We start from the raw sequence: 21958 nt of genomic DNA, 5'->3' as shown, positions 1-21958 counted from the left end.
ACAATGATCGGCGACTTAACGACAAGCCGATTAAACCGGGATTAACGCGCCAAGGGATTTTGCCCAGCCACTGCTCCATCCTCCCGACCGCCGCGGCCAACGGGCCGACCACGGCGGTCGCGGCGGTTATTCCAGGGCCGCGGCCGGGCCGAAGAACTCATAGCGGCTCTGCTGCTCCGGCACCCCCAGGGCTTTCAGGTGACGCTTGATCGCGCCCATGAACCCCTTGGGCCCGAGGAAATAGGCGTCCAGGTCACGCTCCTGTGGCAACCACTCGGCCAACTGCTCCTGGCTCAACAGGCCGACCTTGTCCGCCGCAGGGCTGATGCCGTCATCCTCGGCATAACAATAGAAGCGCTTGAGTTGTGGATGACGCTCGGCCAGGCCATCGACCCAGTCACGGAAGGCATGCACCTGGCCGTTGCGCGCGCAGTGGATGAAATGCACCGGCCGCTCGCCCGCCAACGCCGCCTCGAGCATCGGCAAGGTCGGCGTAATCCCGACCCCGCCGCTGATCAATACCAAGGGCTTGTCGCCGGCCGCCAGGATGAACTCTCCGGCCGGCGGGAACAGCTCCAGGGTCGCGCCGATGGCCAATTGATCATGCAGGTAGTTCGAGACCTTCCCACCGGCCTCGCGCTTGACGCTGATCCGATACTGCCCGGCCTTCGCCAGCGCCGAGAGCGAGTAGTTGCGCCGCACCTCTTCGCCGTCGATGACCAGCTTCATACCGATGTACTGCCCGGGGATGAAAGCCAGGACCGGCTGGCCGTCCACCGGCTCGAAGTAGAACGAGGTGATTTCCTGGCTTTCCTCGACCTTGGCCGCCACCTTGAACAACCGCGCACCGCGCCAGCCGCCGTGCGCCAGGGCCTTCTCGTCGTAAATAGCGGTTTCGGCACCGATCAGGATATCGGCCAGCTGGTTGTAGGCCGCGCCCCAGGCACTCATCACCTCGGGCGTGGCGATTTCCTCGCCGAGCACTTCGTGAATGGCCCGCAGCAAACAAGTGCCGACAATCGGGTAGTGCTCCGGGAGAATCTGCAGCGCAACGTGCTTGTTGATGATCTTGGCCACCAGGTCGCCCAACTGGTCGAGCTGGTCGATATGCCGGGCATACATCAATACGCCGTTGGCCAGGGCCCGGGGCTGGTCACCGCTGGACTGGTGGGCCTGGTTGAACAGCGGACGTACCTGCGGGTACTCGGACAGCATCATCCGGTAGAAATGCGTGATCAATGCCTCGCCGCCACTTTCCAGCAGTGGGACAGTCGATTTGACGATGGCACGGTCTTGAACGCTCAGCATGGGTCAACTCCTGGGTGTGAGATCTTATCTGGACTGACCTTTATCAATCACACTTCATGCCACAAATAAAAATTATATAAATCAATAGTTTAAAATAGTATTAGTCATAAAGACTACAATCACCTTATAGTCAATCCGACACCATAGGAGTCAATATGACTGCAAAACTCCTGCTGACCACCCTACTGCCATTGGTATCGGATCTCTCACGGGAACTGCCCGAACGTGAACGCTATCGACGTCTGCTCGAAGCCATGCGCGCGCTCCTGCCCTGTGACGCCGCAGCGCTGCTGCGCCTCGACGGCGAGTGGCTGGTGCCGCTGGCCGTCGATGGCCTGAGCCCCGACACCCTCGGGCGGCGCTTCAAGGTCAGCGAGCATCCGCGTTTCCAGATCCTCCTCGGCAGCCACGGGCCGACCCGTTTCGACAGCGATAGCGATCTGCCGGATCCTTACGACGGCCTGGTGGATGGCTTGACCGAGCACCTGGAGGTCCATGACTGCCTGGGCTGCCCGCTATTTATCGACGAACGCCCCTGGGGCCTGCTGACCCTCGACGCCCTCGACCCGGAGCGCTTCGAGCGGATCGAGCTCGACGCCCTGCAGGCTTTCGCCAGCCTGGCGGCGGCCACGGTCAACGTCGCCGAACGTATCGAGCGCCTGGCCTTGCGCGCCGAGGACGAGCACCAGCGCGCCGAGCTCTATCGCCAGGCCAACGGCGGGCACAATCGCGAAATGATCGGCCAGAGCAAAGCCCACAAGCGCCTGGTGGAAGAGATCAAGCTGGTCGGGGGCAGCGACCTGACGGTGCTGATCACCGGCGAAACCGGGGTCGGCAAGGAACTGGTGGCCCAGGCGATCCATGCCGCCTCCGCGCGCGCGGAAAAACCCATCATCAGCCTCAACTGCGCGGCCCTGCCGGACACCCTGGTGGAAAGCGAGCTGTTCGGCCATGTGCGCGGCGCCTTTACCGGAGCCGTAAGCGATCGCCGCGGCAAATTCGAACTGGCCAATGGCGGCACGCTGTTTCTCGATGAGGTCGGCGAGCTGTCGCTGAGTGTCCAGGCCAAATTGCTGCGGGTGCTGCAAAGCGGCCAGCTACAAAGGCTGGGCTCGGACCGCGAGCATCAGGTGGATGTCCGGCTGATCGCCGCCACCAACCGCGACCTGGCCGAAGAAGTGCGCAGCGGGCGCTATCGGGCCGACTTCTACCATCGCCTGAGTGTCTATCCGCTGCAAGTGCCGGCCCTGCGCGAGCGCGGTCGCGATGTATTGCTCCTGAGCGGCTTTTTTCTGGAGCAGAACCGCTCGCGCATGGGCCTGGGCAGCTTGCGCCTGGGCCAGGACGCACAGGCGGCGCTGTTGGCGTACAACTGGCCGGGCAACGTCCGCGAGCTGGAACACCTGATCGGGCGCAGTGCCTTGAAGGCCCTGGGCAATTGCCGGGAACGGCCGAAGATCCTCAGCCTGAGCGCGGCCGACCTGGACCTGCCGACGACCGTCGCTGCGACCTCGCACGAGCCTGTCCCCGCTGCGCCGGAGCTCGGAACCGCTGTCGATCTGCGCCAGGCCACGGAAAGCTACCAACGGCAACTGATCGTCACCTGCCTGGAACGACACCAGCACAATTGGGCGAGCGCTGCCCGGGAACTGGGCCTGGACCGGGCGAACCTGGGACGGATGGCTAAACGACTGGGTTTGAAATGACAAAATGCAACTCAAGCCGACGGTGCGTCTGTGGGAGCGGAGCTTGCCCGCGAAGCTTCTGGCGCTCTTGAGGGCCTCTTCGCGGCGGTGCGGCGATCCGACAAGCACCGCTCCAACGAGATATTCAAACTAAAGCCGGCTCCTATCGGGTCGATAACCCATCATCGATAGCCGTTCAGGGTTAATCTGTCCTGAACCACCTTTTTCCACAGAAGGTTTCTATGTCTTCCAACAAAGCCCGCGCAGACTCGCTGTCACTTCTGCTTTTTACCTTGCGCAGCGGCAAGCTGATGGCGATCAACCTGCTGAAAGTCAGTGAAATCATTCCCTGCCCGCCGCTGACCAAGCTGCCGGAGTCCCATCCCCACGTCAAAGGTATCGCCACCCTGCGCGGCACCTCGCTGTCAGTGATCGATCTGAGCCGCGCCCTCGGCGAACGTCCGTTGGTGGACCCGGATGGCGGTTGCCTGATCGTCACCGATATCAGCCGCTCGAAACAGGGCCTGCATGTCCAGGCCGTGAGCAAGATCGTCCATTGCCTGACCACCGATATCCGCCCGCCGCCCTACGGTTCCGGCGGGCCCAAGGCCTTTATCACCGGGGTGACCCAGGTCGATGGGACCCTGGTCCAGGTGCTGGATATCGAAAAGGTCATCCACGGTATCGCGCCGACGCAAATCGAAGTCACGCCGAGCGAACTGACCATGGAGGAAGCAGATATCCTTGGCCATGCGCGCATCCTCGTGGTCGACGACAGCCAGGTGGCCCTGCAGCAATCGGTGCTGACCCTGCGCACCCTCGGCCTGACCTGCCACACCGCCCGTAGCGCCAAGGAGGCGATCGCTTGCCTGCTCGACCTGCAAGGCACCGCCGAGCAGATCAACGTGGTGGTCTCGGACATCGAGATGTCCGAGATGGACGGCTACGCCTTTACCCGCACGGTCCGTGAAACCCCGGACTTCCAAGACCTCTATATCCTCCTGCACACCTCCCTGGACAGCGCCATGAACAGTGAGAAGGCGCGACTGGCCGGGGCCAACGCGGTGCTGACCAAGTTTTCCTCGCCGGAACTGACCAGGTGCCTGATCCAGGCGGCCCGGACCGTCACGGAGCAAGGGATCTGAAATGCCCGACCGTCACTGCCAGTTGTTGCGCAAGGACCTCGACGACTTGCTGGACATTCCCCAGTGGCCGGCAGGCATCCGCGTGGGCGTGTTGCGCGCCGAGCTGATGGAGCCGGTGCATGCCTTGCTCAAGCTGGGTTACCAGGATGGTGCTGGCAGCGTCGAAGACTTCGACCAATGGCGCCGACGCTTCACGACCGATGCGGAATTCGATCCCGCGCTGTGCCTGATCGCCCTCGACGAACAGGGTGTGGCGGGTGTCGCCCTGTGCTGGACCAGCGCCTATATCAAGGACCTGGTGGTGCATCCGCGCCGACGTACCCAAGGCCTCGGCCTGGCCTTGCTACGCCAGGCGTTCAAGGTGTTCGCCTCGCGCGGCGAAGCCTTCGTCGACCTCAAGGTCATGGAAAACAATCGCGCCGCCAGGCAACTGTACGAGCACGCCGGCATGCGTTTTATCGAACGCTATGAAGTCAGCCCGGCTCAGGCATAATCCCCTCTTGCCCGTCGCCCTTGAAGGAGACCTGCCATGAAAACCTTCACCCTGCTCTTCATCAGCCTCGTCGCCCTGGCCAGCCAGGCCCAGGCCGCCAGCCCCGACGCCTGGGCGAACTACCACAAGGCCGTGGTTGCCAGTTGCACCAAGGCCAGCAAACTGAAAAGCGTCAAGCCCGTGGGCAATCCCGCGCAATTCGACGACAAGGTCGGTTACACCGCCCTGCTGCTGCACGGTCGCTATCCGCAGGCGCACATGAAGAACCAGCCGGGTACCGAATTGTGCCTGTACAACAAGAAGAGCAAGACCGCCGTCGTCACCGAATGGGACTCGGTCATGCCCGCCCGCAGCAACTGAACGGCTGGCGCATAACTTGCTTTGACCGAAACTCACACGGCGAAACCAAACGGAATTACGTCACCGTCCCTGCCCTTGTCCTTCGGTCGACCCACTCATGAGTACCCATTTTTCCTGCGTCGGTTGTGGCAAATGCTGCACCGATCACCATGTGCCCCTGACACTGGCCGAAGCCCGGCAATGGGCCGCGGACGGCGGCCAGTTGATCGTCCTGGTCGAGGCCTTCCTGGCGGACGGCCCGGGCCAGCCGGAACAGCAACGCGACCACGTGCTGCGCCGCTCCTGGGGCGTGCCCAGCGGCCATGCCGAAGCCCGTGTCGCCATCACCTTCGCCGCCTACAACGTCGGCCCCTGCCGGAATCTTGACGAAGACCTGCTGTGCCGGATCTATCAACGGCGGCCGCTGGTGTGCCGGATCTATCCGATGGAAATCAATCCGCATATTCCGCTGCGCCCCGAGACCAAGGATTGCCCGCCGCAGGCCTGGGAGGACAGCCACCCGCTGCTGATCGTCGGCGGGCAGTTGCAGGATCAGGAACTGGTCCGGCTGATCGAAGCCTCGCGCCAGGCCGATCGTGACGATATCCAGGCCAAGGAAGTCATTTGCTCACGGCTGGGGATTCACACCGCGGCGCTCAAGGGCGACGGTTTCACTGCTTACTTGCCGCTGATGTCGGCGTTCGCCGAGGCAATCGACCAGGTGCAACAGCTGACGCACTGGCCGGCGGCGAGCGAGTGGAGCTTTCACGTCTCCGGCCCGGTCATCGCCGCGCAGTTGCAGGCAGAGGGGGCCCGGGTGGTGAGCGAAGCGGCTACCACCTATGCCTTTATCGCCTTGCAAGCGGCCTGAGCACGATCTACGGCGAAACGCAGACCTGCAGGACTGAGTCTGTGTGGAAGCAGTGCCTGTGTGGGAGCGGAGCTTTTGGCGTCCTTGAGGCCCCCTTCGCGGGCAAGCTCCGCTCCCACACAAACTCCGCGCCTACAAGGTCCCGTGGTGTTGGCAGAATCGTGTTCAGCAACGCTTGCGCCAGAATTCCTGGGCCAATGAACGCAGGTCATCCGCCAACCCCGCCACATCCCCCGAGCTGAGATGACTCTGCTGGCCGACATGGACCAGCGCCTCGCAGGCAGTGCGGATGCTGACGATATTGCGGCTGATGTCCTCGCTGACGCTACTCTGCTCTTCCACCGCCGCAGCGATCTGCTGGCTCATCGCGGTAATCCGGCTGACCCGCTGGCTGATCCCGGCCAGGGCATCGGCCGCCTGCTGGACCTGCCGCACACTGTCTTCGGCCTGCTGGCTGCTGTTCTGCATCACCTCTACCGCATTGCGCGCGCCGCCCTGCAGGTTGCTGATCATTCGCTGGATCTCATTGGTCGACTGCTGTGTACGCTGAGCCAGCCCACGCACCTCGTCGGCCACCACCGCGAAGCCACGGCCCTGTTCCCCGGCGCGAGCGGCTTCGATGGCGGCATTCAGGGCCAGCAGGTTGGTCTGATCGGCAATCCCGCGAATGACCTCCAACACCGTGGAGATCTCCGTGCTGTGGCTTTCCAGATGCAGGATCACCTCGGTGGCACGCGCCAGTTCGTTGGCCAGGCGCAGCACCGCGCCGCGGCTCTCCGCCACCAGTTGATGACCCTCATGGGTTTCGCCGCCGACCTGGTCGGCCACTTCCGAGGCCTGCTGGGCATTGCTGGCGACCTGGGCCACGCTGGCGCTCATCTGCTGGATGGCCGCCGCCACCTGGTCGGTTTCGGCCTGTTGGTCCAGGGTGCTGTCATGACTGCTATGAAGATGCCGGGCCAACGCCTGGGCATGCCCGGACAGGCGCAGCGAGGCATCGCCGATGCGCCCCACCACCGCACCGACCTGGGCCTCGAGCATGCTCAAGGCAAAGCCGATCTGGCCGAACTCGTCGCTCCGACCGGTGTAGATCGCCTGGCTCAAGGGATTGTCGGCGATCTCCCGGGCCCGCGCGGTAAGCCGGGAAAACGGGCGCAAGGAGCAATGGGTCAGCACACCGACCAGCACGCTGCCCAGGACCCAGAGTCCCAGCCCGACCTCCAGCGATTGCCCGCCAAGCGCATGCCCCAGCGCCAGGACAAGCGCAAGCGCGGCACTGGCCTGCGCCCAGAGCCGGGTCTGCAAACGCAAGCCGGGCAGGCGCTGACGCCAGGGCAAACGGCCATTGCGCAACCAACCATACCAGCGCTCGGCGGCCTCGACCTGCGCGGCGTCGGGGCGGGTCCGCACCGACTGGTACTCCACCGTCTGGCCATCGCGAGTCACCGGTGTCGCGTAGGCGCTGACCCAGTAGTGATCGCCATTCTTGCAGCGATTCTTCACCAGGCCCATCCATGAACGCCCACCCTTGAGGGTTTGCCACATATGCGCGAACGCCTCGGCAGGCATGTCCGGATGCCGCAACAGGTTATGTGGCGAACCTAGCAGCTCCTCACGGCTGTAGCCGCTGATCCTGACGAAGTCAGGATTGGCGTAGGTAATCGTGCTGTCCAGATCGGTAGTCGAAAGGATGTTGGCGTCAAAGGCGACGTCTAGATTTCGCCCGGTAATCGGGAGATTGATCTTCATGGAAAACGCGCTCGAAAGTGGGAGGAGTCGACAGGACGTCGACTCTAAGCGCGCGAAAAAGCCAGACACTGATCCAGCTCATGATCCTGGCATTTAGCCATATTCATGACAATTCAAAGACGTTCCGTGTTTTTTGGCGCCAATCCGTCGGCGACGAGGCCCTTGAACCTTGCGCGGCATTGACGCCCGCCATGGCCGGCAAGCCCGCTCCCGCGCACAGCTCAGCGTTTGCCCATGGATCGACGCGTACCATTGGGTGCGCGGCCCGGTCTCTCGTGATGCCCGTCCTTGCCGCCTTTCTGGTACCAGGTCTGGCCGGCCTTTTTCGCCGCGGCGAACTCAGCGGGATTGAACGGAAAGCTGAAGGCCGGGACAGCAGGTTTCTCGTCGACCGCAAGCTCGGCTTCGACCACGGGTTCTTCACCCGGGTTGGCGGAAACGGACGGTTGTTCAGGGGAAGTCATGGAAGCTCCGAAAAGACGGGACGGATCAGGTCGAACCGAAAGATCGCAGTATACCCGCGAGCGCCCTGCCCGCACCGCCGCCAGCGGTCATTTATAGAACAAATCGACCACCACCCCGGCCGAGAACGGCCCGGCCTTGGGCTGGTCGCTGTTCCACACCAGCTCGGCGTCGAACCGCGCCATGGCCGCCCGGGTCTCGCCCAGCAGATCGGCCAGGTGAAAGGAGCGATTGTAGGGAAGCCCCTGGCCACCGTCCGCCCGGACGATCCGGATGCCCACGCCGTCATTGCCCTGGGGAATCAGCAGATCCCCGGAGACACTGCCAGATACCGGCTTCAAGCGCGCGTCCAGGCTGAACGCGGTGTCACAGGTCCGACTGGTATGCAGGGCGAACGGGCGACGCGCCGCCACCTGGCCCATGACCACCCGCTCGATGGCGACCCGGCCGAAGTCGACGGTCTCGGGAATCACCTGCAACTCGGCATCACAGGCGACGAAGCGCAGGCCGGCAAGGTTGTTGATCACGTAATTGAGCGAACGCCCGCCGCTGCTCGCTCCAGCGCTGCCATCCAGTTGGAACAAACGGTAGTCCCGCAGGTTGCTCGCCACTCCGGAAGGCGGCGTCGGCCCGAACTTTTCGATAAACACCGAGAAGGCCAGGTTGAAACTCAACGCCGGACAGGTCCCCTCAAGACATCCCGGGACCCGTCGCCCGGTAGCGATGCGCCCACTGCTCTGGCGATGATCGACGCCGTCATGGGTCAAGCCGGCGCGGATACCCTGGCCGATCACCTGGCCGGCCGGATTGAGATGGATAAACACCTCCTCGTCGCCGCCCTGCGGATTGTCCCGGGCACAATCGAGCGCCAGGTTGAGCGGTTCCGAACGCCAGATCACGCTGCCATTGGGCAACGAGGCCGGTATCGCGACCGTGCTGCCCAGGTCAGCGTTGACCAGGGTCGCACCAGTGCCCTGCAAGGTGCAGGTCAAGGCAAATGCGCGGGCCGGACCGAAGAATCCGAGACACAACAACGGACGCAGCCAAGCACGGCAAGCAAGCTTAGTCATGGGATAAAACCTTCTGTTCGGAATGGGTCGGGTCGGTATTCAGTGAGGCGTTGAACGGCGTGCCGTAGGCCAGCCGGGCGCGGTAGGCGCGCTGGCCGCCGTAGTCGGTCAGCGCCTTGAACCGCAAGTGCTGCGCCGGGGAACGAGCGAGGATCAGTTCCCGACGCTCTCCCGGCGGGACCAGCAAATCATCCCCCGGAGGCCGGGGCGTACCCTGGCGCGGGTCCTCCTCGATCTGAATATTCAGCAGGGCGGCATGGAACACCGTCGGGTTCTCCACCCGCAGCCGATGCACGCCGCTGTCATCGCGCACCAGCGTCCAGTTCAGGCGCTGCGGGGTGGACGCCGGATCCCCCGGCAGTCCCGGCGGGCGAAACAGCACATTGATGCGCTGGCGGATCGCGATGTTCAGCACCCCGTCGCCCGGGCGGCTGCGAGGAATTTCCAGCACATACAGGTGCAGCAGCGACTCGCGGCCCGCCGGCATGCCCAGCCCCTCATACATCAGGCGCAGGACCTGGCGGCTCTCCGGCGCCAGCCGCGACAATGGCGGGGTCAGCACAAAGGGCAGGTCCGCCGCCGACTCCTGTCCTTGATTCGCGTCGCTGAGCCAGGCCTGCAGCAGGACCGCCTCAGGGCCACGGTTGCGGGCTTCGATGCTCACCTCGCGAAAGCGCCCATCAAACACCAGCCGCGTGCCGCTGAGGGACACCGCGGCCTGCAGCGGGCCGACCGCCAACAAGCCCAACAGCAACACCAGCACGTCCAGCCGCTTCACTGGCACACCCCGCGCACCCGTTCGTAGGTCCGCTGCGGGTCCTTGGGCGGTAATTTGAAGGAAAACTGGCAGCGCCGATCCGACCAGTTGACGCTCAGCAGGCCTTGCTCCTGCTCACTGAGCACCAGCGCGCGGCTGCTCGGGTCGACCACCGCCAAGGTCCGCCCGGCAGCGTCCTGGACAGTCGCGCCGAGGGGAATCGGGCTGCCATCGGCCTGGCTCAGGTCGAACTGCACACGTCGCCCGGCACTGGCCTTGAAGGTGGCCAGAACCACCGCGCCACGTCGCGGAACCACCTGGGCAATGGCGTTATCCACCTCGACGTCGGCGCCCAGGTCACGGGTATCCAGGCTGATCCAGTTAGCCCGGTAGGGTTGCGCATAAGGCACCACGGCATAGCCGTTGGCGCCGGTTTCGACCCCACTGAAATTGTTGAACCGCGCGCCGCTGACACCCGGTACCTGTGCCAGCACAAAGGTATCGCCCAGCGACTGGCCAAGATTGAGTCCTCCGCCATGGGCCACCAGCGAACCGCGAGCCCCGAGGTTCCAGCTGTTGAAATCGCGCCCATGGCTGTAGCCGGCCTCGAAACGCCCGATGGAGGTGCTGCTGTTCAGGCTCGCCGAACCCGCGCCGGCACCGCTGCCGTCATTGCCGGCCAGCACCGAATAGAAGGTGTCGCGACTCTCCGGCAGACGTCCGCTCAAGCCGGCCAGGGCACTGGAACTGCCCTCGCTGTCACGCACCGCGGTGAACGAGGCGCGGCTGGCCCGCTCGTGATTGCCGAACGGCATCGAGAGGGTCAGGGTCAATTGATGGTCGGTACCGGCCTGGCCATTGATATCCAATACTTCGGCGCGGTCCAGCGACAGGCTGTAGTTGAGGTCGCGCCAATAACCGCCGTAGGTCACGTTGTACTGCCGGGAAGTGCCGGGCAGGTCCCAGAAACGCTGCTCCAGGGCCGAAACGCTCAAGGTCCCGGTGCCCAGCGGTTGGCTGAGGTTGAGATCGATCCGGTCCCTCGCCCGCCCCTGCTGGATCAAACCAGGCTGGCTGCGCTCCTGCACATGCTGGTCGAAGGTACGGTAATGCTCGCTGGAATAGCGATAACCGGCGATGGCAAAGGTGGTCCGGGTGCTATTCAAGGTATTCGCGTAGCGCAGGCGCACGCTCTGCCCGCCCAGGTCCGTGGCCGGCTGGCGACTGACCGAATGGGTCAGGTCCGCCGAAATCGCCCCCAGCCCGGTATTGAGCCCCGCCCCCAGGTTACTGGCCTGGTAATCCCCGGCCAGTTGCAGGCCTCCGTAGCCGGTCAGGTGTTCGCTCAGGCCGTAGATCAAGGTGCTGCTGGCAAAGCCCGGGGTCTGGTAGCCATTGCTGTTGCTGTCGTATTGCCCGGCTTCGACGCTATAGCTGAAGGTACCTTCAGGCACCATGATCGGCAGGGAGGCAAACGCCTGGGTAAAGGTACGGCGCCGACCGTCGGCCTCGATCACCGTCACCAGCAGGTCGCCATTCGAACCGCTGGGGTAGAAGTCACGGATTTCGAACGGCCCGGGCGCCACATTGGCGCTGTACAACAGGTAGCCGTTCTGGCGGATCTCCACCGTCGCATTGCTCTCGGCCACCCCGCGAATGGTCGGCGCATAGACCCGTTCGCTGTCCGGCAGCATGCCGTCGTCGGTGGCCACCTGGACGCCGCGAAAACGCACACTGTCGAAAACCCGCGAATCGCTATAGGTCTCGCCCAGGGTCAGTTGGCTCTTCCAGGCACTCAGGTCACGCTGGGCGAAGGTGCTGTTGCTGCTCCAACGCGTCGCTTGATCGCTGCCCTGCAACAGCGAGGACTGGTTGCGCAGGCGCCAGTCGCCGAGATTCAAACCGTTGTTCAGGCCCAGGTAGTAGCTGTCGCTGCGAATCCCCGTCACTTCGCGGCGGTTGCCAATAAAGCTGTAGTCGATAAAGCCGCTGTTGACCCCACGGTCCCATAACTGCGGCGAGATGTAGCCGCGGGCGCTGCGGCGCAAGGCGATCTGCGGCACGCTGATATTCAGTTGCAGGCTGTTGGGTTGGTAGTCGACGCTGGCCTGGTCCAGGCGACGCCAATCGAAGCACTGTTCCCGCGCGGTACCGTCGGTCAAGACGCCGAGGCTGCGCAGACGCTCCAGGTCCAGCCCGAGCTCCTCAAGCATCGGCAATGTCAGGCAAGGCTCGACCTGGCCGGTCGAAGTATTGCGGGCAAACACCAGGTCCCGCCGCGCGCCGAGGTTGCGATTGAGGTAGATATCCACCCGGTAGGTGCCCGGCACCACGCTGTTGCCTTCCAGAAAGGCCTTCAGGTCCGCCGACTGTTCACCGCCGTGGATAAAGGCGGTATTGAAGCGTGGCCCCTGCCCGGTTGCTTCCCCGGAGGTCTCGGAAAAGGCAGCGCCCGGCGCAATCAGCGCCACCCCCAATGACCATTTGAAGCCCCATGGGCCTCGTGCTTTCTCAAGCAGGGAGCGCACCAACCCGCTGCTGCTCCCATGACGTGATAACGCGAGAACTTCCTTTGTTCGCTGATAAAGCCAGTCCATTTGCAACCTTCACAATACAAGTGCTTGAAGTGTGTTCCAGGCGGGTTCCTTTTCCGCACGCACAACGCCCTGACCTGCGCGCGGGTCCCGGCATCGAAAGAAAAATCGGCTGACGCTCGAAGAGGCTAACTGTCCAGCGGTTGCGCCTGGCCCTTACTCCAGCCGCCCGAGGACAACCGATAAGGCACCAGCGCCCCATGGTCGTTGATGACACTGAAATTCAACTGGGCGCTCTGCGCCTGGGCGGGTTCATGCAGGTCATAATCGACGGACTGCCCCGGGGCCAGCATCGAACTTTTTTGCTGCAGGACCCGACGCCCCCCGGACAGCAACTGGATGTCCACCAGCGTCACGTGGTAGGGACCGCTGTTGAGCACATTCAGTACGCCCCTCCGGGGCAGGCTCCAGCGCAGTTGCCCGGGCGCCAGCTCAACATCCCCGGCGAGCCGCTCGGGGCGGTAGAACAGCTTGATACGTTGGCGGATACCGATCTGCAGGACATTTTCCCGCTCGCTGGCCTGGGGAATTTCCTGCACGTTCAACCAGAACAGTGACTCGCGGTCCCCGGACATCGCGGCCCCGGAGTGGATGATCCGCACCGTCTGCCGGCCACCCGAGGGCAATTGCACCAGGGGCGGCACCACCACGAAGGGCAACTCCCGGGCGCCATCCCCATCGGCTTCAAGCCAGGACTGCAGCAATATGCTCGAGGAGTTATTGTTCAGGACACTGAGCACCGCCTCCTTGTCTTGCGCCGGATAAACCACCCGTGTCGTATTCAACACAATACCCGCCCACGCATCGGCGCCCATCCACATGGCCAGGACAATGCCGATCACCGGAGCAAAAACGTTGCGCATGCGAACTACCCATTCCAATGAAGAAAAGAACGGAGCGGTGTAAAGCTCCGTTCAAGAAAGCCACTTAGTTATAAGTCAGGACAAAGGGCACGGTGCCCGTCGCGGCACCCGGTACCGTGGCTACGCCGTTCTTGACGAACACGGCCCTCAGGGCCAGCTCGCCGCGTGAGCCGGTACCGCTGGGTTGAAGGACGCCGTCAATGGTGTCGGTGGGATCCTGGATATTGAGGAAGGTGTCGCTATCGCGACGCACCAGGCCGATCCCCACGCCCTTGGCGGCACCGGAGGTAGTCAACAGGTAAGGATCGTTGGTGTCGGTTTGCGAAGGCCGGAATGACATGTGCACAGTGTTCTCCGCCGCCGGTTGCAGGCAGGTCACCACCAGGTCGATATCTTTCGCGGTGCCCAGTCGCGAGTCGGTGCGATTGCCGATATCGGCAAAAGACACCCGCCCCAGGTCCACCGGGATGTTATCCGCCGAACCGCCTCCGGAAGACACTTCGCAACTGGTGTTGGTCAAGGCACCGGTAAAATTCAGCGTGCCGCTGTTGGCTGCGTGTGTGGTAGTGACTGCCCCCAGGGTCGCCGCCAATAAAGCCAGGGTCATAGAGATCTTTTTCATGCGAACACAATCCTTCGAGTTAATTCGTTTGTACCCATCAATTGGGTGGCAAACACTATAGACCCGAAGATTTCATTACGCTGTAAGCCGTTCCCGCCTGACTAACTAAGAACTCGCTTAGAAAGAAGAACGCCGCAACTGTCAGAGCTCGGCGTCATTCCAAACCTCAAGAAAAAAGAACAACAACTGTTTAATATTCAAACTATTTCAACGAAATACCTCATCGTTAAAACATAACTATCGGGCACCTTGATATTGATCTGATGCCATGCCCGATAGTTGCACACCGCACTGTTTGTTCGAGGTCGCCAGGGACCTGGCCCACGGCCCCAGGCAGGTCGCCGGATTTTTACCGTCCCGACAGCCCGTCTATACACGCAACCGGCGACCGCGGGTGCATGAGCGCACGTACAACTCAGTTGTACGTGATGATGACCACCGCCTGCCGGGGCGCGACACTCGACGCCAGCGCCTGATAACTCGCGCTGAACGGCACTCGCCCATCGCGACAGGCATTGGCCAGCGTGTCGACACTCAAGCTCAATCCGGAAGAGACTTTGAGCAATCGGCTACCCGGCTCGACCTGGCTATTGGTCTGTCGGCCGATATCACAAGCGGACTCGACGATCTGTCCGGAAAACCTGAGCTGACCGCTGTTGTTCGCCGCTTGCGCGCTGAAACTGCCCGCCAGCAACAACAGCACAGCGAGACTTACTATCTTTCCGTTCATTTCCAACACTCCCAAAGCCGGGCCGGTATTAGTCAGTAAAGATCAGCAAACGCCACTCCACCAGCAACCAAAGAATTATCCGTAGGACATGTCACGAGTGTTTTTCTGTCCATAAGACTCTTTAACCTTATCGGCCAAAGTGATAGGCGCTTTAATAACCCGGCGTGTTATAAACCGGACAGTTTTCTGACAGCCCTGTCAGGTAGCCGTCACCTTGCTGACCCGGTTGGGGGGTTATAAAGGAGCTACTGTTCTGCCAGCATTCACCTTCCTATCCCTTTGTCCCGGCGTCCCGACAGCATGCGTATCCCGAAGAAAACCGCGTTGATCCTTGGCCTGGTGGTCATCGTGGCCGCCGCCGCGACCTGGACCCTGACCCGCGCGCCCCAGGCCAAGCCCAGCGCCAACATCACTGTGCCGGTCAAGGTGGTCAGCGTGATCCAGCAGGATGTGCCGCGTTATGTCAGCGGTATCGGCTCGGTGCTGTCGTTGCACAGTGTGGTGATCCGCCCGCAGATCGACGGCATCCTCACCAAATTGCTGGTCAAGGAAGGGCAACTGGTCAAGGAAGGCGACCTGCTGGCAACCCTCGATGACCGCTCGATCCAGGCCAGCCTGGCGCAGGCCAAGGCCCAACTGGCGCAAAGCCAGGCGCAGTTGCAGGTGGCGGAAGTCGACCTCAAGCGCTACAAATTGCTCACGGTCGATAACGGTATTTCCAAGCAGACCTACGACCAGCAACAAGCGCTGGTCAATCAATTGAAGGCCACCGCCCAAGGCAACCAGGCAGCGATTAGCGCGGCCCAGGTCCAGTTGTCCTATACCCAGATCCGCTCGCCGGTCACAGGCAGAGTCGGCATTCGTGCCGTGGACGAAGGCAACTTCCTGCGCATGAGCGATGCCCAGGGCCTGTTCTCGGTGACCCAGATCGACCCGATCGCCGTGGAGTTCTCCCTGCCCCAGCAAATGCTGCCGACCTTGCAAGGCTTGCTCTCCAGCTCTCTGCCGGCACCGGTCAGCGCCTTCCTCGGCGACGACGGGCATAGCGGCCTGCTGCTGGGCGAAGGCCACCTGACCCTGATCGACAACCAGGTCGCGGCGGGCACCGGGACCATCAAGGCCAAGGCCGAATTCAGCAACAAGGGCCAGAAACTCTGGCCCGGCCAGTTGGTGAACATCAAGATCCAGACCGCCCTGGAGCGCGGCGCCCTGGTGGTGCCGCCGGTGGTGGTCCAGCGTGGCCTGGACAACTATTTCGTCTATCGGGTCAAAGGCAACGGCGTGGAAGTGGTACCGGTGCAGATGGCCTACCAGGACAGCGACCTGAACATCATCAGCGGAGTGCAGGCCGGCGATGTGCTGGTCAGCGACGGTCAGTCGCGGCTCAAGCCGAACTCGCGGATCGAAGTCCAGGGCCAGGCGAAACTGGCTGACCGCCAGGCCACCCTGGAGTCCAAGCCATGATCAAGGAAAGTCGCGGCGTTTCGGCCTGGTGCATCGACCACCCGGTGGCGACCATCCTGCTGACCTTCGCCCTGGTGCTGCTCGGTTTGATCGCTTTCCCGCGCCTGCCCCTGGCGCCGCTGCCGGAAGCCGAATTCCCGACCATCCAGGTCTCCGCCCAGCTCCCCGGCGCCAGCCCGCAAACCATGGCGTCGTCGGTTGCCACGCCGCTGGAGGTGCAATTCAGCGCCATCCCCGGCATGACCCAGATGACCTCCAGCAGCGCCCTGGGCACCACCACCCTGACGCTGCAATTCACCCTCAGTAAAAGCATCGACACCGCCGCCCAGGAAGTCCAGGCGGCGATCAACACCGCCTCGGGCAAACTGCCCAAGGACATGCCGACCCTGCCGACCTGGCGCAAGGTCAACCCGGCCGACAGCCCGGTGCTGATCCTCAGTGTCAGCTCCAGCCAGATGCCCGGCACCGAACTCAGCGACTACGCCGAAACCCTGTTGGCCCGCCAGCTCAGCCAGATCGACGGCGTCGGCCAGATCAACATCACCGGCCAGCAGCGCCCGGCCATCCGGGTCCAGGCCTCGGCGGACAAGCTGGCGGCCATCGGCCTGACCCTGGCCGACATCCGCCAGGCGATCCAGCAGACCAGCCTCAACCTGGCCAAGGGCGCGCTGTACGGCAAGTCGAGCATCTCCACGCTGTCGACCAACGACCAGTTGTTCCAGCCGGAGGAATACGAGCAGTTGATCGTCTCCTACAAGAATGGCGCACCGGTCCAGCTCAAGGATGTCGCCCGGGTCATCCGCGGTTCCGAGGACGCCTATGTACAAGCCTGGTCCGGTGACGAACCCGGGGTGAACCTGGTGATCTCCCGCCAACCGGGGGCCAACATCGTCGAAACCGTGGACCGTATCCAGGCCGCCCTGCCGGGCCTCGAAGCCATGCTGCCGGCCTCGGTGCAGGTCAAGGTACTGATCGACCGGACCCAGACCATCCGCGCCTCGCTGCACGAAGTGGAAATGACCCTGCTGATCGCCATCCTGCTGGTGGTGGCGGTAATGGCGCTATTCCTGCGCCAGTTGTCGGCGACCCTGATCGTTTCTTCGGTGCTCGGCGTGTCCCTGGTGGCCAGCTTTGCCCTGATGTATGTGATGGGCTTCAGTCTGAACAACCTGACCCTGGTAGCGATCGTCATCGCCGTGGGCTTTGTGGTCGACGACGCGATTGTCGTGGTGGAAAACATCCACCGTCATCTCGAGGCCGGTGACGGCATGCGTGAAGCGGCAATCAAGGGCGCCGGGGAAATCGGCTTTACCGTGGTATCCATCAGCTTCTCGCTGATCGCCGCGTTCATCCCGCTGCTGTTCATGGGTGGCGTGGTCGGCCGGCTGTTCAAGGAATTCGCCCTGACCGCGACCTCGACCATCCTGATTTCGGTGGTGGTCTCGCTGACCCTGGCCCCGACCCTGGCCGCGCTGTTCATGCGCGCGCCAGTACATCACGAACACTCGAAACCCGGCTTCGGCGAACGCCTGCTGGCCGTCTACGAGCGTGGCCTGCGGCGCGCACTGGCGCACCAGAAAACCATGTTCGGGTTGTTCTGCGTGACCCTGTGCCTGGCCATCGCCGGCTACGTGTTCATTCCCAAGGGTTTCTTCCCGATCCAGGACACCGGCTTCGTCCTCGGCACCACCGAGGCCGCCGCCGACGTTTCCTTCAATGACATGGTGGCCAAGCACAAGGCCCTGGCCGAGATCGTCGCCGCCGACCCGGCGGTGCAGGCCTTCTCCCACTCGGTCGGGGTGTCAGGCAGCAACCAGACCATCGCCAACGGCCGCTTCTGGATCGCCCTCAAGCCACAGGACCAGCGGGACGTCTCGGCCAGTGCATTCATCGACCGCATTCGTCCGCAATTGATGAAGATTCCCGGCATCGTCCTCTACCTGCGGGCGGGCCAGGACATCAACCTCAGTTCCGGCCCGAGCCGGGCCCAGTATCAGTACGTGGTCAAGAGCAATGACGGCGATACGCTCAATACCTGGACCCAGCGCCTGACGGAAAAACTGCGCACCTATCCGGCCTTTCGAGATCTGTCCAACGACCTGCAAACCGGCGGCAGCATCACCCATATCAACATCGACCGCAGCGCCGCCGCGCGTTTCGGCCTGACCGCCAGCGACGTCGACGAAGCCCTCTACGACGCCTTCGGCCAGCGCCAGATCAACGAGTACCAGACCGAGACCAACCAGTACAACGTGATCCTCGAACTGGATGCCGCCCAGCGCGGCAAGGCCGAAAGCCTGAACTACTTCTACCTGCGCTCGCCGCTGACCGGCGAGATGGTCCCGCTCTCGGCCCTGGCGCGCTTCGACGTGCCCACCAGCGGTCCATTGTCCATCGCCCACGACGGCATGTTCCCGGCCGCCAACCTGTCATTCAACCTGACGCCCGGCGTGGCCCTGGGCGATGCGGTGCTGCAGCTCAACCAGGCGAAGAACGAGATCGGCATGCCGGCGTCCATCAGCGGCAGCTTCCAGGGCGCGGCCCAGGCCTTCCAGAGCTCCCTGGCGAGCCAGCCATGGCTGATCCTCGCGGCACTGGTGGCGGTCTACATCATCCTCGGGGTGCTCTATGAAAGTTTCGTGCACCCGCTGACGATCATTTCGACCCTGCCCTCCGCCGGTCTCGGCGCGCTGATCATGTTGTGGCTGCTCGGCCAGGACTTCTCGATCATGGCCTTGATCGGCCTGGTGCTGCTGATCGGCATCGTCAAGAAGAACGGCATCCTGATGATCGACTTCGCCCTGGAGGCCCAGCGTGGCGGGCTATCGCCACAGGACGCGATCTACAAGGCCTGTATCACCCGGTTCCGGCCGATCATCATGACCACCCTGGCCGCCCTGCTCGGCGCCCTGCCGCTGATGCTCGGCCACGGTACCGGTGCCGAATTGCGCCAGCCCCTGGGGATCGCCGTGGTCGGCGGCCTGCTGGTGAGCCAGGCGCTGACGCTGTTCACTACCCCCGTCATATACTTGTGGCTTGAACGGCTCTTTCATCGGCCAACCCCGGCGCCCACGCCGGCGATCACTCTCTGAGACCGGTCCATGCGCGTCCTGATTATCGAAGACGAAGAAAAAACCGCCGATTACCTGCATCGCGGCCTGAGCGAACAGGGCTATACCGTGGACCTCGCCCGCGATGGCGTCGGCGGCCTGCACCTGGCCCTGGAAAGCGACTATGCGGTGATCATCCTCGACGTGATGCTGCCGGAGCTGGACGGCTTCGGCGTGCTCAAGGCGCTACGCGCGCGCAAGCAGACCCCGGTGATCATGCTCACCGCCCGCGAGCGCGTCGAAGACCGGATTCGCGGCCTGCGCGAGGGCGCCGACGACTACCTGGGCAAACCCTTTTCCTTCCTCGAACTGGTGGCCCGCCTGCAGGCCCTGACCCGGCGCAGCGGCGGTGGCCACGAGCCGGTGCAGATCAGTGTCGCCGACCTCTGGGTCGACCTGATCAGCCGCAAGGCCAGCCGTGCCGGCGTGCGCCTGGACCTGACCGCCAAGGAGTTCTCGCTGCTCAGCGTGCTGGCCCGGCGCCAGGGCGAAATCCTCTCCAAGACCGCCATTGCCGAGATGGTCTGGGACATCAATTTCGACAGCGACGCCAACGTCGTCGAAGTCGCGATCAAGCGCCTGCGGGCCAAGCTCGACGGGCCGTTCGAACAGAAACTGCTGCACACCATTCGCGGCATGGGTTATGTACTGGAGAGTCGCGGTGTCGACTAACAGCATCGCCCTGCGCCTGAGCGGCCTGTTCAGCGGCGTGGCACTGCTGGTGTTCCTGGTGATCGGCTGGGCCTTGTACCAGCAGGTGGACAAGGGCCTCGGCCTGCTGCCGGAGGCTGAACTGGAGGCGCGCTACAGCGTGCTCGAGTCGTCCCTCAACCGCTTCGGCAACCTGGACCACTGGGCCAAGGTCAGCGCCAAGCTCAAGCAGTTGGGCGAAGAGGACAAGCGCATTCGCTTCTGGGTGGTCAGCAGCGATGCGAACTACGAGTACGGCGCCCCCGACGCGCGGATCCGTGCCTTCGCCGAAGGCCCTCGGGGCATGCGCGACTTGCGCTGGCCCGGGCATGCCTACCCGTTCAAGGTGCTGCTCAACACCCTGCCGGCCAAGGAACAGCGTCCAGCGCTGAAGTTCCTGATCGCCATCGACACCGAAACCTTCCGGCAGACCCAGCACCATCTGCTGATCGCCCTGATCGGCCTGGCCATCCTCGGTATCGCCCTGGCTTCCGCGTTGGGTTACTGGGTCGCGCGGATCGGCCTGAAGCCCTTGATCAAGCTCTCGGAGGAGGCACAGAAACTGGCCCCGCCACGACTGTCCGGGCGCCTGCAACTGTCGCCGCTACCACCGGAGCTCAGCCAGTTCGTCAACTCCTTCAACTCGACCCTGGAGCGCGTCGAGCAGGCCTATTCGCGACTGGAATCGTTCAACGCCGACGTCGCCCATGAGCTGCGCTCGCCGCTGACCAACCTGATCGGCCAGACCCAGGTGGCCCTGACCCGCGGGCGCTCGGCCGAGCACTATTTCGAGGTCCTGCAATCGAACCTCGAAGAGCTCGAGCGCCTGCGCTCGATCATCAACGACATGCTGTTCCTGGCCAGTGCCGACCAGGGCAGCAAGGCCACCAAGCTGATCAGCACCTCGCTGGCCGGCGAGGTCGCGACCACCCTGGACTATCTGGATTTCATTCTCGAAGACGCCCAGGTCCAGGTGCGGGTCAGCGGCGATGCCCAGGTACAGATCGAGATTGCCCACCTGCGCCGGGCACTGATCAACCTGCTGAGCAATGCGGTGCAGCACACCGCGCCAGGCCAGGTGATCGTGGTGCGTATCGAGCGCCAGGGCGAGCAAGTCGCGATCGCCGTGTCCAACCCTGGCGAAGCCATTGCCGCGGAGCATCTTTCCCGGCTGTTCGAACGTTTCTACCGGGTCGATGCCTCGCGCAGCAACAGCGGCGCCAACCACGGACTGGGGCTGGCAATCGTCAAGGCCATCGCGCTGATGCATGGCGGCGATGTGTTCGTGCGCAGTCACGACGGGATCAATACCTTTGGCCTCTACCTGCCGGCCTGAAGCGCCGGAACCACTGTTACCGGTTTGGTAACGGTTATTATCCCCTCCGGTGCTTTTTCCCACCGGCCAAGACCTTTACTGTGCGCGCACCACACAGCACTTGCCCCGCAAGAAGGTCCTGAAAATGTCTACCACCCTGGGTATGGCCAGCGTTTTTGCCCTGTCCACCTTGTTGTTGTCGCCCCTGGCCCTGGCCGAGGAATCACAAACTTTTGTTGCCCAACAGGCCGCCCGCGCCGCTGCCTTCCAGCAGAACCAGGCCGAGATGAGCGCCAAGACACAACACGGCAGTTCCGAGCAGCCCCCCTCCGCCAGCCTCGGCCAGTCCGACAGCGGCAAAGACAGCTGAGCTGTCCTTCCGAATATTTTCCCTCAACATTCGTCCAGCGCTCTACACTGGGATCGAATGTTTTAAAGCCGCTGAAACAGCGGCTTTTTTTATTCGTTACCCAGATCGCAATGATCGCCCACCCCGCCCGACCAGCGCCCGCCCCAACGGCTCACGGCCCACGGTCGCCCCGATCAAGGCTTTCCAGGAAGGGCACGGAAAAGACCAGTCGCCTGAGACTGGCCTTTTTCTTGCGTGGGCCTTATACATGCGCCAATAAACCCTACGATCGAGCGTGCCACCATTCCCCACTCCCCGGCAAAGTCCGCCAAGCCGCAAATC

The 21958-nt window shown here is 63.2% G+C and carries 19 protein-coding genes and 1 pseudogene; 10 read left to right on the top strand and 10 right to left on the bottom strand.

Going from position 1 to position 21958, the window contains the following annotated elements; translation table 11 throughout:
• Positions 1-126 precede the first annotated feature (126 nt).
• Entirely contained in the window at positions 127-1308 is a 1182-nt protein-coding gene (gene hmpA / locus M5B96_RS21185) for an NO-inducible flavohemoprotein (RefSeq protein ID WP_248798968.1), read from the bottom strand.
• Between the two features lie 155 nt (positions 1309-1463).
• On the opposite strand from hmpA, the gene norR reads away from it, so the two are divergent.
• The 5 genes from norR to M5B96_RS21160 all read left to right on the top strand — a co-directional run bounded on the left by norR (position 1464) and on the right by M5B96_RS21160 (position 5841).
• A complete protein-coding gene (gene norR, locus M5B96_RS21180) occupies positions 1464-3014 on the top strand; it encodes a nitric oxide reductase transcriptional regulator NorR (protein ID WP_248798967.1) in 1551 nt (516 codons plus the stop codon).
• Positions 3015-3235: 221 nt separating this feature from the next.
• Positions 3236-4138 (top strand): chemotaxis protein CheV, encoded by a 903-nt coding sequence (locus M5B96_RS21175; protein WP_248798966.1) that lies wholly within the window; start codon positions 3236-3238, stop codon positions 4136-4138.
• A gap of 1 nt (position 4139) precedes the next feature.
• Positions 4140-4631, top strand: coding sequence for a GNAT family N-acetyltransferase (locus tag M5B96_RS21170; RefSeq protein ID WP_248798965.1), 492 nt, complete (start codon positions 4140-4142; stop codon positions 4629-4631).
• 36 nt (positions 4632-4667) lie between these two features.
• Positions 4668-4991, top strand: coding sequence for a hypothetical protein (locus tag M5B96_RS21165; protein ID WP_248798964.1), 324 nt, complete (start codon positions 4668-4670; stop codon positions 4989-4991).
• A 97-nt stretch (positions 4992-5088) separates the two neighbouring features.
• Positions 5089-5841, top strand: coding sequence for a YkgJ family cysteine cluster protein (locus M5B96_RS21160; protein ID WP_248798963.1), 753 nt, complete (start codon positions 5089-5091; stop codon positions 5839-5841).
• 165 nt (positions 5842-6006) lie between these two features.
• Here M5B96_RS21160 and M5B96_RS21155 read toward each other — a convergent pair whose 3' ends face one another.
• From M5B96_RS21155 to M5B96_RS21120, 9 genes and pseudogenes are all read right to left on the bottom strand, one after another.
• Positions 6007-7053, bottom strand: a complete 1047-nt coding sequence (locus tag M5B96_RS21155) for a methyl-accepting chemotaxis protein (protein WP_412548636.1) — start codon at positions 7051-7053, stop codon at positions 6007-6009.
• Between the two features lie 255 nt (positions 7054-7308).
• Positions 7309-7590: pseudogene (locus tag M5B96_RS32790) on the bottom strand (PAS domain-containing protein); the annotation flags it as partial.
• A 221-nt stretch (positions 7591-7811) separates the two neighbouring features.
• Positions 7812-8054: a hypothetical protein gene (locus M5B96_RS21150; RefSeq protein ID WP_248798961.1), complete on the bottom strand. Its 243-nt coding sequence runs from the start codon at positions 8052-8054 to the stop codon at positions 7812-7814.
• An 87-nt stretch (positions 8055-8141) separates the two neighbouring features.
• A complete protein-coding gene (locus tag M5B96_RS21145; protein ID WP_248798960.1) occupies positions 8142-9122 on the bottom strand; it encodes a fimbrial protein in 981 nt (326 codons plus the stop codon).
• Positions 9115-9900: a molecular chaperone gene (locus tag M5B96_RS21140; protein ID WP_412548635.1), complete on the bottom strand. Its 786-nt coding sequence runs from the start codon at positions 9898-9900 to the stop codon at positions 9115-9117. Before M5B96_RS21140 ends, M5B96_RS21145 begins: the two co-directional genes overlap by 8 nt.
• Positions 9897-12476: a fimbria/pilus outer membrane usher protein gene (locus M5B96_RS21135; protein WP_412548631.1), complete on the bottom strand. Its 2580-nt coding sequence runs from the start codon at positions 12474-12476 to the stop codon at positions 9897-9899. Before M5B96_RS21135 ends, M5B96_RS21140 begins: the two co-directional genes overlap by 4 nt.
• A gap of 125 nt (positions 12477-12601) precedes the next feature.
• The gene (locus M5B96_RS21130; RefSeq protein WP_248798957.1) at positions 12602-13336 is read right to left on the bottom strand and encodes a molecular chaperone; all 735 of its coding nucleotides are present in this window, start codon (positions 13334-13336) and stop codon (positions 12602-12604) included.
• A gap of 64 nt (positions 13337-13400) precedes the next feature.
• Positions 13401-13958, bottom strand: a complete 558-nt coding sequence (locus M5B96_RS21125) for a fimbrial protein (protein WP_248798956.1) — start codon at positions 13956-13958, stop codon at positions 13401-13403.
• Between the two features lie 415 nt (positions 13959-14373).
• Positions 14374-14688: a type 1 fimbrial protein gene (locus tag M5B96_RS21120; RefSeq protein ID WP_248798955.1), complete on the bottom strand. Its 315-nt coding sequence runs from the start codon at positions 14686-14688 to the stop codon at positions 14374-14376.
• Positions 14689-14988: 300 nt separating this feature from the next.
• Here M5B96_RS21120 and M5B96_RS21115 point away from each other — a divergent pair, with 300 nt between their 5' ends.
• The 5 genes from M5B96_RS21115 to M5B96_RS21095 all read left to right on the top strand — a co-directional run bounded on the left by M5B96_RS21115 (position 14989) and on the right by M5B96_RS21095 (position 21637).
• Positions 14989-16152 carry an efflux RND transporter periplasmic adaptor subunit gene (locus tag M5B96_RS21115; protein ID WP_248798953.1) on the top strand — a complete coding sequence of 388 codons (1164 nt, stop codon included), beginning with the start codon at positions 14989-14991 and terminating at the stop codon, positions 16150-16152.
• The gene (locus M5B96_RS21110; RefSeq protein ID WP_248798950.1) at positions 16149-19244 is read left to right on the top strand and encodes a multidrug efflux RND transporter permease subunit; all 3096 of its coding nucleotides are present in this window, start codon (positions 16149-16151) and stop codon (positions 19242-19244) included. Before M5B96_RS21115 ends, M5B96_RS21110 begins: the two co-directional genes overlap by 4 nt.
• 9 nt (positions 19245-19253) lie before the next feature.
• A complete protein-coding gene (locus M5B96_RS21105) occupies positions 19254-19934 on the top strand; it encodes a heavy metal response regulator transcription factor (RefSeq protein ID WP_248798946.1) in 681 nt (226 codons plus the stop codon).
• Positions 19924-21288, top strand: coding sequence for a heavy metal sensor histidine kinase (locus M5B96_RS21100; RefSeq protein WP_248798942.1), 1365 nt, complete (start codon positions 19924-19926; stop codon positions 21286-21288). The genes M5B96_RS21105 and M5B96_RS21100 overlap by 11 nt, the downstream gene beginning before the upstream one ends.
• 124 nt (positions 21289-21412) lie before the next feature.
• A complete protein-coding gene (locus tag M5B96_RS21095; RefSeq protein ID WP_248798939.1) occupies positions 21413-21637 on the top strand; it encodes a hypothetical protein in 225 nt (74 codons plus the stop codon).
• Positions 21638-21958 lie beyond the last annotated feature (321 nt).

The sequence above is a fragment of the Pseudomonas sp. MWU13-2105 genome, assembly GCF_023242315.1.
Taxonomy (GTDB): domain Bacteria; phylum Pseudomonadota; class Gammaproteobacteria; order Pseudomonadales; family Pseudomonadaceae; genus Aquipseudomonas.
The sequence above is the reverse complement of the archived record's forward strand: the minus strand, read 5'-3'. Positions and strand labels throughout refer to the sequence as shown.

Bases quoted from the DNA above. Each gene is read 5' to 3' on its own strand.
- M5B96_RS21130 (WP_248798957.1), bottom strand. From the start codon at position 13,336: ATGCGCAACGTTTTTGCTCCGGTGATCGGCATTGTCCTGGCCATGTGG.
- M5B96_RS21105 (WP_248798946.1), top strand. From the start codon at position 19,254: ATGCGCGTCCTGATTATCGAAGACGAAGAAAAAACCGCCGATTACCTG.
- M5B96_RS21115 (WP_248798953.1), top strand. From the start codon at position 14,989: ATGCGTATCCCGAAGAAAACCGCGTTGATCCTTGGCCTGGTGGTCATC.
- M5B96_RS21175 (WP_248798966.1), top strand. From the start codon at position 3,236: ATGTCTTCCAACAAAGCCCGCGCAGACTCGCTGTCACTTCTGCTTTTT.
- hmpA (WP_248798968.1), bottom strand. From the start codon at position 1,308: ATGCTGAGCGTTCAAGACCGTGCCATCGTCAAATCGACTGTCCCACTG.
- M5B96_RS21160 (WP_248798963.1), top strand. From the start codon at position 5,089: ATGAGTACCCATTTTTCCTGCGTCGGTTGTGGCAAATGCTGCACCGAT.
- M5B96_RS21120 (WP_248798955.1), bottom strand. From the start codon at position 14,688: ATGAACGGAAAGATAGTAAGTCTCGCTGTGCTGTTGTTGCTGGCGGGC.
- norR (WP_248798967.1), top strand. From the start codon at position 1,464: ATGACTGCAAAACTCCTGCTGACCACCCTACTGCCATTGGTATCGGAT.
- M5B96_RS21150 (WP_248798961.1), bottom strand. From the start codon at position 8,054: ATGACTTCCCCTGAACAACCGTCCGTTTCCGCCAACCCGGGTGAAGAA.
- M5B96_RS21110 (WP_248798950.1), top strand. From the start codon at position 16,149: ATGATCAAGGAAAGTCGCGGCGTTTCGGCCTGGTGCATCGACCACCCG.
- M5B96_RS21165 (WP_248798964.1), top strand. From the start codon at position 4,668: ATGAAAACCTTCACCCTGCTCTTCATCAGCCTCGTCGCCCTGGCCAGC.
- M5B96_RS21135 (WP_412548631.1), bottom strand. From the start codon at position 12,476: ATGGACTGGCTTTATCAGCGAACAAAGGAAGTTCTCGCGTTATCACGT.
- M5B96_RS21170 (WP_248798965.1), top strand. From the start codon at position 4,140: ATGCCCGACCGTCACTGCCAGTTGTTGCGCAAGGACCTCGACGACTTG.
- M5B96_RS21125 (WP_248798956.1), bottom strand. From the start codon at position 13,958: ATGAAAAAGATCTCTATGACCCTGGCTTTATTGGCGGCGACCCTGGGG.
- M5B96_RS21145 (WP_248798960.1), bottom strand. From the start codon at position 9,122: ATGACTAAGCTTGCTTGCCGTGCTTGGCTGCGTCCGTTGTTGTGTCTC.
- M5B96_RS21095 (WP_248798939.1), top strand. From the start codon at position 21,413: ATGTCTACCACCCTGGGTATGGCCAGCGTTTTTGCCCTGTCCACCTTG.